This window comes from Paraburkholderia terricola (genome assembly GCF_900142195.1).
In the GTDB taxonomy this organism is placed as follows: domain Bacteria; phylum Pseudomonadota; class Gammaproteobacteria; order Burkholderiales; family Burkholderiaceae; genus Paraburkholderia; species Paraburkholderia terricola.
Genome location: NZ_FRAB01000004.1, coordinates 120,799 through 132,839, shown reverse-complemented (window position 1 = coordinate 132,839; position 12,041 = coordinate 120,799). Strand labels below are relative to the sequence as shown.

The following is a 12,041-nucleotide window of genomic DNA, read 5'->3' as shown; positions in this document are numbered from 1 at the left end:
AAAACGCTGGCTCACGGACACAACCGGCGACACGCGTAACAGTGGCGCACAACAGGAAGACACGGCCTGTGACCCTCGCACTTCCCTGCCCGCCTCGCCAGGCACCCGAATCACACAACCGTTTACAATACTCGATTCGACCATCCGACGCGCTCGTTGCGTTGGCGACACGCGCCGATTCAGGCAGCTTTCAGCCCGCCGCACCGCGCATGGCGACCGATCAAGAGGAGACACTGTGACGATTTACAAGCTTGGCGAAGCCGCCCCGACCATCCACGAAAGCGTGTTCGTCGCGGATTCGGCGAACATCATCGGCAACGTGACGCTCGGGGAAAATTCGAGCGTGTGGTTCGGCGCGACGATTCGCGGCGACAACGAGCCGATCACCATCGGCGCGGGCAGCAACGTGCAGGAAAACGCGGTGCTGCACACCGACCCCGGCTTTCCGCTGAAGATCGAGGCGAACGTGACCGTCGGCCACCAGGTCATGCTGCATGGCTGCACGATCAAGGAAGGCTCGCTGATCGGAATTCAGGCGGTGGTCTTGAATGGCGCGGTGATCGGCCGCAACTGTCTGGTCGGAGCGGGCGCCATCGTCACGGAAGGCAAGGGGTTTCCCGACAATTCGCTGATTCTCGGCGCGCCCGCCAAAGTGGTGCGCGAACTGAGCGAGACGGATATCGCCAATATGCAGCGCGGCACGGCAAGCTATGCCGAACGCCGCGAGTATTTCAAGGCGCAGCTCGTGCGTATCGGCTAAACAGCCGGAGCGCGGGCGCGCACGGCGCGGCATCAGGCCGCGTCATTCGACCGAGGAAAAGTTGTGAGCGACCAGTTGCAAAAATTCATGTTCAGCGCGGCGCCGGTGCGCGGCGAGATCGTTTCGCTGCGCAATACGTGGCAGGAAGTGCTGACGCGGCGCGAGTACCCGGCGCCCGTGCGGACGATTCTCGGCGAGATGATGGCCGCGTGCGCGCTGCTGTCGGCGAATCTGAAGTTCGACGGCACGCTCATCATGCAGATTTTCGGCGACGGCCCGGCCAGAATGCTGGTGGTGCAGTGCAGTTCCGATCTGTCGATGCGCGCCACCGCGAAGCTGTCCGGCGAAGCGGGCGACGCGATCGGCGACGCCACGTCGCTGATCGAACTGGTCAACGCAGGCGGCCACGGCCGCTGCGTGATTACGTTGGACCCGCGCGACAAGCAGCCGGGCCAGCAGCCGTATCAAAGCATCGTGCCGCTGTCGGGCGTGGACGGACCGCTCAAGTCGATGGCCGAAGTGCTCGAACATTACATGCATCACTCGGAACAGCTCGACACGCGCCTGTGGCTCGCCGCGAACACCGAGCGCGCGGTCGGCATGCTGCTGCAAAAGCTGCCGGGCGACGGCGGCATCGTTCCGCATCCGGGCGAACTGGACGCCGATACGTGGGAACGCGTCTGCACGCTGGGCGGCACGCTGTCGCAAGACGAGTTGCTGAAGGAAGAGCCGGAAACGGTGTTCCGTCGCCTCTTCTGGCAGGAAAACGTCCAGCATTTCGAGCCGGCCACGGCGCGCTTCGAATGCTCCTGTTCGCGTGAAAAAGTCGGCGCGATGCTCAAGATGCTGGGCCGCGAGGAAGTGGATGGCGTGATCGAAGAGCGCGGTCATGTGGAGATCCATTGCGAATTCTGCAACCAGCGCTACGAATTCGACCCGGTCGACGTGGCGCAACTTTTCGTCGCGAATGCCCTCTCGCAAGGAGTGACGCCGGCCACCGAACAACGGCATTGAACGCCCACCGGCGCGGGCGTGACGCCCGCCCCACGGCAACGCGTGTCACTTGTCCACGGCAGCAAACTACCGCGCCGTCCGCTGTCTTTTCAAGGCTCGGGCGGCGCGGTATCTTTGATCATTGCGTCGTGTCATTGGCGGCCACGCCCGCATGTTTTGCTTAGGCATCCGACCGGCGGAGATCGAACATGAACCACCTCACTTCGTTGATACGTTCGGCGCGCACCTGTGCCGTATTGGCGGTTATTGGCGGCAGCGTTGCGCTAGCCGGCTGCGTGATGGACCCACCAGGCCCCTCGCCAATTTATAGCCGCTTGCCCGCCGACCAGTCAGGCATGGGCAACAACGCCCAGCCGCTTACGCAGGAAGAGCGTCAACGCTATGACGCCATCGATCAACAGGTGATGGCCGAGCAGAACCAGGCCATTGCCGCGGAAAACGCCGCGCAGGCGTGGTCGCGTTATTACTCGCCGCCCGTCAGCGTGTACGGCAGCTATTACGGCGGTGGGTGGGGGCACGGCTGGGGAACGGGTGTCGGCGTCGGTTACGGGCCGTACTGGGGCTGGTAAGACGAGTCCAATGCAACGAGGCAATGCGAAGAGTCAATGCGCGGTGCGTTGCGGGCGGGTTCGAGTGACGACGGCTCGATACGACGACTGAGCGCGACAACCCGGTGCCACGGCTCAGTGCGGGGCCGTCTTCTCTTTCGCGGTCTTGCTCCCGCGCTTTCTATCCGGCCTGGCGCGAGATTCCGGATTGGGCACCATATGCAGCGGTGCGCTCGACATCTCACCACGCGTGGAAGTCGTCACTGAAGGTGTGTTCGCGGTCGGCAACGGCGCATTCGGCGAGACGAACTGCACGAACACCTCGCTGTCCTTGACCATGCCCATTTCGTAGCGCGCCCGCTCTTCCACCGCGGCCGTGCCGTTCTGCAAATCTTGCACTTCTCCCTGAATACGCTCGTTGCGCAGCTTCGCATCGACGTTCTTCTGCTGTTGCTGCGCCAGTTGCTGCTGCAACTCGTGCACGCGCAACCAGCCGCCGTGCCCCCACCAGAGCGGGTACTGGATCAATACCAGTAGAACGATCAGGACAGCAGTGACAAGCCGCATGAAGTAAGCACAATAAATACGCGCCGCCCTGCGCTATACGCAGGGCGGCGAGGTCAATCAGGAACGAAGGATAACCGGCTCATCGGTTAGCGCAATCAGTTTGGCTACCTGCAGTCATTTAGCGCAGATTGTAGAACGCCGACTTGCCCGGATAGCTGGCGATATCGCCGAGGTCTTCTTCGATACGCAGCAACTGGTTGTACTTCGAGATACGGTCCGAGCGCGACAGCGAACCGGTCTTGATCTGGCCGGCATTCAGGCCGACTGCGATATCCGCGATAGTCGAATCTTCGGTTTCGCCCGAACGGTGCGAGATCACGGCCGTGTAGCCTGCGCGCTTCGCCATTTCGATCGCCGCGAACGTTTCCGTGAGCGTGCCGATCTGGTTGATCTTGATCAGGATCGAGTTGGCGATGCCCTTCTCGATGCCTTCCTTCAGGATGCGCGTGTTGGTGACGAACAGGTCGTCGCCCACCAGTTGGATCTTCTTGCCGAGCTTGTCGGTCAGCAGCTTCCAGCCGGCCCAGTCGCTTTCGTGCATGCCGTCTTCGATCGACACGATCGGGAATTTATCCGCGAGCGTGGCGAGGTAGTCGGTGAATTCCGCCGACGACAGTTGCAGGCCTTCGCCGGCCAACTGGTACTTGCCGTCGTGATAGAACTCGCTTGCCGCGCAGTCGAGCGCGAGCAGCACGTCTTCGCCGGCACGGTAGCCCGCTTTCTCGATAGCTTGCAGGATGGTGGACAGGCATTCGTCGTTGCTGCCGAAGTTCGGCGCGAAGCCGCCTTCATCGCCGACTGCCGTGCTCATGCCGCGGTCGCTCAGGATCTTCTTCAGTGCGTGGAACACTTCGGCGCCGCAGCGCAGCGCTTCGCGGAAAGTCGGCTGGCTGACCGGCACGATCATGAATTCCTGGATGTCCAGGCTGTTGTTCGCGTGCGCGCCGCCGTTGACGATGTTCATCATCGGCACCGGCAGTTGCATCGCGCCCGAACCGCCGAAGTAGCGGTACAGCGGCAGGCCGGCTTCTTCGGCGGCGGCCTTCGCGACGGCCATCGAAACGGCCAGCATCGCGTTCGCCCCGAGGCGCGATTTGTTGTCCGTGCCGTCGAGTTCCAGCAGTGTCTTGTCGAGGAAAGCCTGCTCGGAAGCGTCGAGGCCCATGATCGCTTCGGAGATTTCGGTGTTGATGTGCTCGACGGCCTTCAGCACACCCTTGCCGCTATAACGGCCGGTTTCGCCGTCGCGCAGTTCGATGGCTTCACGCGAACCCGTGGAAGCGCCCGACGGCACCGCGGCGCGGCCCATCGTGCCCGACTCGAGCAGCACGTCGCATTCGACGGTGGGGTTGCCTCGCGAATCGAGAATCTCTCGACCGATGATATCTACGATAGCACTCATGGTTTCCTCAAGAAATGACGTTGAATTCTTTACTGTGACACTGTATCTGGCGCAGGCCGGTCTCCCCGGCAGACAACTCGCGCACCGATACGTTCGACGACCATTGCGTGCATGTGCCGCGTGCCGACGGGCAGATCATGCACGCGAGGCATGACACGCCGCGCATGCTGAATCAGTTGAAATCGCTTTCGAGGAACGGCGCGCGCTTGACGGCCTGGTCGAGCGTGACAAGCGTTTCCAGCAATTCGGCCATGCGGTGCAGCGGCACGGCGTTCGGGCCGTCCGATTTGGCTTCCGAAGGCTTGGGATGCGTCTCCATGAAGAGCCCCGACACGCCCACCGCCACCGCGGCACGCGCCAGCACCGGCACGAATTCGCGCTGACCGCCCGAGCTCGTGCCCTGCCCGCCCGGCAATTGCACCGAGTGGGTGGCGTCGAACACGATCGGCGCGTTGGTTTCGCGCATGATCGCGAGCGAGCGCATGTCCGACACCAGATTGTTATAGCCGAACGACACGCCGCGTTCGCACGCCATGAAGCGGTCTTCGGAGAGGCCCGCTTCACGCGCCGCGTCGCGCGCCTTGTCGATCACGTTCTTCATGTCGTGCGGCGCGAGGAACTGGCCTTTCTTGATGTTGACCGGTTTGCCCGAGCGCGCGCAAGCATGGATGAAGTCCGTTTGACGGCACAGAAAAGCCGGCGTTTGCAACACATCGACCACCGACGCGACCTGCTCGATCTCGTGCTCGGCGTGAACGTCGGTGAGCACGGGCAGACCAAGCTGGCGCTTCACTTCGGACAGGATACGCAGGCCTTCGTCCATGCCCAAGCCGCGGAACGACTTGCCGCTGCTGCGATTGGCCTTGTCGTACGACGATTTGTAGATGAACGGAATGTTCAGCTTCGCGCAGATTTCCTTGAGGCGGCCGGCCGTGTCGATCGTCATCTGTTCGGATTCGACGACACAGGTGCCCGCGATCAGGAAAAACGGCTTGTCGAGCCCAATTTCGAAATCGCCCAGTTTCATGCTTGCTCTCCGACTTCCTTTTCCACGCGCGACTGCTGATGCGCGAGCGCCGCTTCCACGAACGACTTGAAGAGCGGATGGCCGTCACGCGGCGTGGAGGTGAATTCCGGGTGGAACTGCACGCCGACGAACCACGGGTGCATGCCGCGCGGCAATTCCATCATTTCCGGCAGATCTTCACTCGGCGTGCGGGCGCTGATGACAAGGCCGCCGGCTTCGAGCTGGGGCACGAAGCGGTTATTGACCTCGTAGCGATGACGGTGACGCTCGTTCACGTCCTTGCCGTAGATCTCTTCGGCCATCGTGCCGGGCTTGATCGGGCAACGTTGCGAACCGAGGCGCATCGTGCCGCCCAGGTCCGATTCCTCGGTACGCTTTTCGACGCGGCCTTCGCGGTCGTACCACTCGGTGATCAGCGCGACCACGCGGTTTTCGGTTTCCTGGTCGAACTCGGTGCTGTTCGCACCCTTCAGACCCACCACGTCGCGGGCGAATTCGATCACGGCCAGTTGCATGCCGAGGCAGATGCCGAGATACGGCACCTTGGCTTCGCGCGCATAGCGGATCGCGGCGATCTTGCCCTCGGTGCCGCGACGGCCGAAGCCGCCCGGCACGAGCACCGCGTCGAGATGCCTGAGGCTTTCGACGCCCTTCGTCTCGATCTCTTCCGAATCGATGTATTCGATGTTCACGCGGGTCGCCGTATGCATCGACGCATGGCGCAGCGCTTCGATCAGCGACTTGTACGACTCGGTCAGATCGACGTACTTACCGACCATGCCGATCGTGACTTCGTGCTGCGGATTCTCGAGCTTCTCGACGAGCCTCGACCACATGGACAGATCGGCCGGCTTCGGCGTGAGCTTGAGTTCCTCGCAAATGATCGCGTCCAGACCCTGGTCGTGCAGCATCTGCGGAATCTTGTAAATGCTGTCCGCGTCCCACACGGAAATCACCGCGTCTTCGGGCACGTTCGAGAACATCGAGATCTTCGCGCGTTCGTCGTCTGGAATGCGGCGGTCGGCGCGGCACAGCAGCACGTGCGGCGAGATGCCGATTTCACGCAGCTTCTGCACGCTGTGTTGCGTGGGCTTGGTTTTCAGTTCGCCGGCGGTGGCGACCCACGGCACCAGCGTGAGGTGCACGAAGCACGCGCTGTTGCGGCCCATGCGCAGGCTCATTTGACGCGCGGCCTCGAGGAACGGCAGCGATTCGATGTCGCCCACGGTGCCGCCCACTTCGACGATCGCGACGTCCGGCTCGCCGCACGTCGCGGAAGCCGCGCCGCGTTCGATGAACGCCTGGATTTCATTCGTGATGTGCGGGATGACCTGCACCGTCTTGCCGAGATAATCGCCGCGGCGTTCCTTGCGGATCACCGATTCGTAGATCTGGCCCGTGGTGAAGTTGTTGGCCTTGCGCATCTTCGTGCTGATGAAGCGCTCATAGTGGCCGAGGTCGAGGTCGGTCTCCGCTCCGTCTTCCGTCACGAACACTTCGCCGTGCTGAAACGGGCTCATCGTGCCGGGGTCGACGTTGATGTAGGGATCGAGCTTGAGGAGGGTGACTTTGAGACCGCGCGATTCGAGGATCGCGGCGAGGGAAGCGGCGGCAATACCCTTGCCGAGGGAAGATACTACGCCGCCGGTGACGAAAACATATTTGGTCATCGCTGGATGCTCGCGGGAAAAACGGATTATACCGTAAAGCAGGGCCCCAACCCCAGCAAAATCCGAGCGGCCTGCACGACCAGGGAGGCCGCGGCGGCGGCAATCGGCGCGCGCCGATCTTGCACCGTTTCACGGCGATATGAAGCGCGAGGCGCGTTGGGCTCGTCAGTCGCGGAGCTAACCTCACTGTCATCGCCCGGCATCGCAACGGTATCTCCATGCGCCGGCCAACCCGCCTACAGCGTCAAATCACCGCTCCAGCTCACGCAACATTCGCTGCACCGCGCGCGCGGTTTCGATCGGCTTTTCCATCGGATAGAGATGGCTGCCCTCGATCCATTCCAGATGACTGCCGGTCGCGCGGCGGGTTGCATCGAGACCGGCCTGGCGGATTTCCTTCGAACGCGTGCCGGCGATGAACCCCACCGGCACCGGCGCGCCGCGCGCGAGCCGCGCGCCGAGCGTGTGCGGCAAGGTCCGGTAGATCTGATACTCGGTGCGGCGGTCGAACGCCAGCGAACGCGAGCCGTCCGGCGAGGTTTGCGGAATGCCGAAGTCGATGTAATCGGACAGCATGCGCTCGTCCCAACGCGCGAATGCCGGCTTCGAATGGAAGTGCCGCCACGCTTCGTCGCGGCTCGCCCAATGCGTGCGGCGCGCGCGGGTGGCGGCCGCGGGCGACAGGCGCTCGTCGAGCCCGGTCCATTGCGACACGCGCAGCATGCTGCTGCGCCAGCCGGCGATCACCGGCGAATCCAGCATCACCACGCCCCTCACCCACTGCGGCTTCTTGAGCGCGGCCATCAACGACAGATAGCCGCCGAGCGAATGCCCCACCAGCCACACCGGTTGCTCGTACGAACGGCCGATGTCGTCGAGCAGCTGCTCGACCAGATGCGGCCAGTCCTGAGTCACCGGATAGCGGGTGTCGTGGCCGATGCGCTCGATCGAGCGCAGTTCGTAGTCGTCGGCGAGTTCGGCGAAGATCGTCCGGTAGGTCGACGCCGGAAAGCCATTCGCATGCGAGAAGTGAATGATGTTTTTCAACTGTGGCTCTCTCCGTTCTGTTTTCGCGCGCGGGCTTCTTGCGGCTTGCGGCCTGGCGGCATGTTTGTTCTGTGTTTGTTCGCGTTGCTCCCGCGCTTCTTCTCTTTCGTGCGGCCGGCGATCCGTCAGCGATCCATCCAGTAGCGGCGCTGCGTGTCGCGATAGCGCTCGAGCGTCAACGCGGCGCCGCTCATCGGCGCGCCGGCTTCGGCTCCGGCGTCCGGCGCGCGATCCGGGTTGACCTCGACCCGCACCGCGCCGTCCGTATCGCTGCGCCCCAGCTCGATGCGCCGCGCCTTGTAGCGCTCGAACACACCCACGTTCGGATGATGAAAACGGTTGCGATAGCCTACCTGAAATAGCGCGATGAGCGGATCGATAGAGTCGAGGAACGGCTCAGTCGACGAGGTCTTGCTGCCGTGATGCGGCACCACCAGCACCTGCGCACGCAGCGCCCCGCGATCGCGCGCGAGCAGGACGCGTTCGCCCGGCGCCTCGATATCCGCTGCCAGCAGCGCCGCCATGCGCGACCGGTCCGTTTGCACCGGCCCGGCTGACGAGCCCGCTTCGGCCAGCGCGGTCCTCACGCGCAGCACGCAGGAATGCGCGTTCGGTTTGCCTTGCAGCGGCCTGGCATTCGGCCAGAGCATCGCGAACTCGACGCCGTCCCACTGCCAGCGCTGCCCCGCCGCGCAACCCAGCGTCTCGGCGCCGCGTTCTCGCGCGTTCGACCACAGCGGATTCTCCGGCGCCAACGCCGCCACCATCTGACGCACCTCGATCGCGTCCAGCACCGCGGGCGCGCCGCCCGAATGATCCGAATCGGCGTGACTGACGATCAGCGTGTCGAGCGCCGTCACGCCATGCGCCTGCAGGAACGGCACGACGACGCGCTCGCCCGCGTGAGTCGATTCCGGACCGGGGCCCGCATCGAACAGCAGCGTGTGATGCGCCGTCTCGATCAGCACCGAGCTACCCTGTCCGACGTCCAGCGCGGTCAGACGGAAGCTGCCGTGCGGCGGCCCCGAAGGCGCCGGCAGCACAAGCGGCAGCCAGGTGAGCGGCGCAGCCCAGCGCAGCGGCCAGCCGCGCGGCGCCAGGCACCAGAGCACGCCAAGCGCCGCCGCGCCCAGCGCCCACGCGTCCGGTTGCGGCAGCCGCCACAGTGTCCACGCAGGGCCGGACAGCATCCGCAAACCCGCGGCCAGCGGATCGAGCAACGCGTGCGCGGCGCCGAACGCGTAGGCATCGAACGGTGCCGGCAGCGCGATGCCGGCCAGAACAACCGGCGTGACGAGCAGGCTCACCCACGGAATCGCGAAGGCGTTCGCGAGCGGACCGATCAGCGGAATCTGCGAGAACCAGTAGACCGTGAGCGGCGCGAGCGCGATCGTCACCGCGAACTGAACATGGGCGGCGTCGCGCAGCCGTTCGCCGCAAGCGCGAATCCAGCGGCGCGGGCCGACGCGCAGACGCGCGCACCGGGTCGCCGCCTCGCCGCCCTCGCGCTCTTCGGCGCGGCGTTGCTCGTGATCCCGCACGCGGGGCCGGCCCGACATCGCGAACAGAATCGCCGCCACGGCGCAGAACGACAACCAGAACCCCGCCGACACCACCGCCCACGGATCGACCAGCAGCACCAGCCCTAGCGCCCACGCCAGCACCATCGAACGCGCGAGGTTGCGGCCGCTGACAAACGCCAGCGCGACGACACTCGCCATCCACAGCGCGCGCTGCGCCGGCACGTTGAAGCCGGCCAGCGCCGCGTGCAGCGCGGCGAACATGGCGCCGCCCGTCACCGCGACGACCTGCGCGGGCAGATACAACGGCCAGTTGCGGCCGATGAACCCCGAGCGCCGCCACAACGCGCCCGTCAGCCAGCCCGTCAGACCCGCGACGATACCGATGTGCAAACCCGAGATCGCCACCAGATGACTCGTGCCGGTGCCGCGCATCAGCAGCCAGTCGGCGTCGCTGATCTCATCCTGTGCGCCGATGGCGAGCGCCACCACGATGCCGCGATGCGGCGCGTCGGCGAGCACTTTGTCGATGCGCGCCCGCAACGCGGCGCGCCAGCGGTCGACGGTCACGCTCACGCCGCGCGCATGGCCCGGCAAGCGCATGGCATGCGCGGGTGCGCTCACATAGCCGGTGGCGCGCACGTTGCGGGCAAGCAGGTTCGCTTCGGCATCGCGCACGCCGAAGTTCGCGTTGCCGTGCGGCCGTTTGAGCCGCACCGTCAAGCGCCAGCGCTCGCCCGGTTCGAGTAAAGGCGCCGGCGCATCGTCGGCGATCCACGACAGTTGAATTACGCGCGGGAAAGCGGCGATAGGCGCATCGGCCGATTCGACCTGGAACAGGAAGCGCGCGCCTTTCTCGCCGCGCGACGGCAAACCCTTGATCGTGCCGATCACGTCGATATGGCGGCCTTCCCAGGCGACCGGCAAGCTCACCGCGAGCCGTGCTTCCGCGCGCCAGGCCGCGTAGCCGAAGCCCGAGCAGAAGGCGGCACACCACAGGCCGCTCCAGCCGATGAACGAACGAATGGGTGTGCTGAACCGCAGCGGGTGCCCGAGCGTAGACGCGGACGCAGCCGTGTTGGCAGCGGTGGCAGTGTTTACAGCCGTGGGCGCATGGATTGCCGTGGCTGCATTTGTAGCCGTAGGCGCATTTGTAGCCGTAGCCACATGCGGGGCCGACGCTGCATTCGTAGCCGTGAACACATGCGTAGCCGAGGCCGCATTCGTAGTCGTGGACACATCCGCAGTCGTGGACACATCCCCAGTCGTGGCCACATCCGCAGTCGTGACCACGTTCATAGCCGCGACCACATCCACACCCATTCCCGCACCCACACCCACACCCACAGCCCTTGCCGGAATCAAACCGTCATGCGCAACACCAGCCTCCTCGCCGCGCGCCCCGCCCGACGACCCACCCCGCCATCCCCAAGCCGCCACTACTAGCGCGCCGCCGCCGAGCAACGCGAGCATCCACCACTCGTGCCAATCCGGCAACGCGGCCTGCCGCTGCAACCTCATCACGCCCAACGCAAACCCGCACCACCATGCCCGCATTCGCCCTCCGCCAACCGGCGCCGGACGACGACGCGACGCTCGGCGCGCAAGCGTCGACGAGCCCGCCGGGCGTGAGCGGCGCCCGGCGCGAATCACTCAAACCATCGAGTTCGATTATGCAGAGGAAAGCGCGAGCCGCGGCAGTGCGGCGAGCGCGTTAGCCGTTGTGCCTAGGGCGGCTTCGTCCGCGGTCATGCCGCGCAGTTGCGCGAGGCCCGCGCCGATGCCCGGAATCTGCTCCGGCGTGTTGCGCTGCTTGTACATCCAGGAAGGCGCGATGTCCGGCGCGTCGGTCTCGACGACCAGCGCGTCGAACGGCAATTGCTCGGCGAGGCGGCGAATCTGCCGCGCCCGCTCGAAAGTCAGATTGCCGCCGAAGCCGAGATGCATGCCCTGGTCGATATACGCCTGAGCCTGCTGAAAACTGCCGTTGAACGCATGCGCGATGCCGCGGTGAACCTGATGCCGCCGCAGCCCCTTGATCACCTGGTCCTGTGACTTACGCACGTGGCAGATCACCGGCAGATCGAATTCGCGCGCGAGTTGCAGTTGGCCGTTATAGAAGAATTGCTGGCGCGCGTCGTCGAGACCCTCGACGAAATAATCCAGGCCGATCTCGCCGATGCCGACGAAGCGCGGGTCGTCGAGACTCGCCTCGATTTCCATGCGCAGCAGTTCGAGATCGCGCTCCTGCGCGGACGGCGTGAAAAGCGGATGAATGCCGAGCGCGTAGGCGCCGCCGTCGACCCGGTGCGCCAGTTCACGCACCGTCGCGAAGTTCTCGCGGCCGATCGCCGGAATCACGATGCGCCCCACACCCGCATCGCGCGCCGCCGCCGCGACCTGGTCGCGGTCGGCGTCGAATTCGGAAGCGTCGAGATGGCAGTGCGTATCGATCCACATGGCGTGCCTTGCTAGTGGTGGGGTAT

The 12,041-nt window shown here is 64.9% G+C and carries 10 protein-coding genes; 3 read left to right on the top strand and 7 right to left on the bottom strand.

What is annotated here, in order from left to right; genetic code table 11:
• The first annotated feature begins 235 nt into the window (after nt 1–235).
• The 3 genes from BUE39_RS05155 (at nt 236) to BUE39_RS05145 (ending at nt 2,343) form a co-directional block, all read left to right on the top strand.
• Complete coding sequence (locus BUE39_RS05155; protein ID WP_073427575.1) at nt 236–760, top strand: gamma carbonic anhydrase family protein; 525 nt, start codon at nt 236–238, stop codon at nt 758–760.
• 63 nt (nt 761–823) lie between these two features.
• Entirely contained in the window at nt 824–1,774 is a 951-nt protein-coding gene (gene hslO / locus BUE39_RS05150; RefSeq protein ID WP_073427574.1) for an Hsp33 family molecular chaperone HslO, read from the top strand.
• Between the two features lie 188 nt (nt 1,775–1,962).
• Nucleotides 1,963–2,343, top strand: coding sequence for a hypothetical protein (locus BUE39_RS05145; protein WP_073427573.1), 381 nt, complete (start codon nt 1,963–1,965; stop codon nt 2,341–2,343).
• A gap of 114 nt (nt 2,344–2,457) precedes the next feature.
• On the opposite strand, the gene ftsB is transcribed toward BUE39_RS05145, so the two are convergent.
• The 7 genes from ftsB to BUE39_RS05110 form a co-directional block, all read right to left on the bottom strand.
• Nucleotides 2,458–2,889: a cell division protein FtsB gene (ftsB, locus tag BUE39_RS05140; protein ID WP_073427572.1), complete on the bottom strand. Its 432-nt coding sequence runs from the start codon at nt 2,887–2,889 to the stop codon at nt 2,458–2,460.
• A 118-nt stretch (nt 2,890–3,007) separates the two neighbouring features.
• Nucleotides 3,008–4,291: a phosphopyruvate hydratase gene (gene eno / locus BUE39_RS05135; RefSeq protein ID WP_073427571.1), complete on the bottom strand. Its 1,284-nt coding sequence runs from the start codon at nt 4,289–4,291 to the stop codon at nt 3,008–3,010.
• 172 nt (nt 4,292–4,463) lie between these two features.
• A complete protein-coding gene (gene kdsA, locus BUE39_RS05130) occupies nt 4,464–5,318 on the bottom strand; it encodes a 3-deoxy-8-phosphooctulonate synthase (RefSeq protein WP_073427570.1) in 855 nt (284 codons plus the stop codon).
• Nucleotides 5,315–6,988, bottom strand: coding sequence for a CTP synthase (locus BUE39_RS05125; protein ID WP_073427569.1), 1,674 nt, complete (start codon nt 6,986–6,988; stop codon nt 5,315–5,317). The genes kdsA and BUE39_RS05125 overlap by 4 nt, the downstream gene beginning before the upstream one ends.
• Before the next feature lie 249 nt (nt 6,989–7,237).
• Complete coding sequence (locus tag BUE39_RS05120) at nt 7,238–8,035, bottom strand: alpha/beta fold hydrolase (RefSeq protein ID WP_073427568.1); 798 nt, start codon at nt 8,033–8,035, stop codon at nt 7,238–7,240.
• Between the two features lie 125 nt (nt 8,036–8,160).
• A complete protein-coding gene (locus BUE39_RS05115; protein ID WP_235004807.1) occupies nt 8,161–11,112 on the bottom strand; it encodes a DNA internalization-related competence protein ComEC/Rec2 in 2,952 nt (983 codons plus the stop codon).
• A 114-nt stretch (nt 11,113–11,226) separates the two neighbouring features.
• Nucleotides 11,227–12,015, bottom strand: coding sequence for a TatD family hydrolase (locus BUE39_RS05110; protein ID WP_073427567.1), 789 nt, complete (start codon nt 12,013–12,015; stop codon nt 11,227–11,229).
• Nucleotides 12,016–12,041 lie beyond the last annotated feature (26 nt).

Bases quoted from the DNA above. Each gene is read 5' to 3' on its own strand.
- kdsA (WP_073427570.1), bottom strand. From the start codon at position 5,318: ATGAAACTGGGCGATTTCGAAATTGGGCTCGACAAGCCGTTTTTCCTG.
- BUE39_RS05145 (WP_073427573.1), top strand. From the start codon at position 1,963: ATGAACCACCTCACTTCGTTGATACGTTCGGCGCGCACCTGTGCCGTA.
- ftsB (WP_073427572.1), bottom strand. From the start codon at position 2,889: ATGCGGCTTGTCACTGCTGTCCTGATCGTTCTACTGGTATTGATCCAG.
- BUE39_RS05110 (WP_073427567.1), bottom strand. From the start codon at position 12,015: ATGTGGATCGATACGCACTGCCATCTCGACGCTTCCGAATTCGACGCC.
- BUE39_RS05115 (WP_235004807.1), bottom strand. From the start codon at position 11,112: ATGCGGGCATGGTGGTGCGGGTTTGCGTTGGGCGTGATGAGGTTGCAG.
- eno (WP_073427571.1), bottom strand. From the start codon at position 4,291: ATGAGTGCTATCGTAGATATCATCGGTCGAGAGATTCTCGATTCGCGA.
- BUE39_RS05125 (WP_073427569.1), bottom strand. From the start codon at position 6,988: ATGACCAAATATGTTTTCGTCACCGGCGGCGTAGTATCTTCCCTCGGC.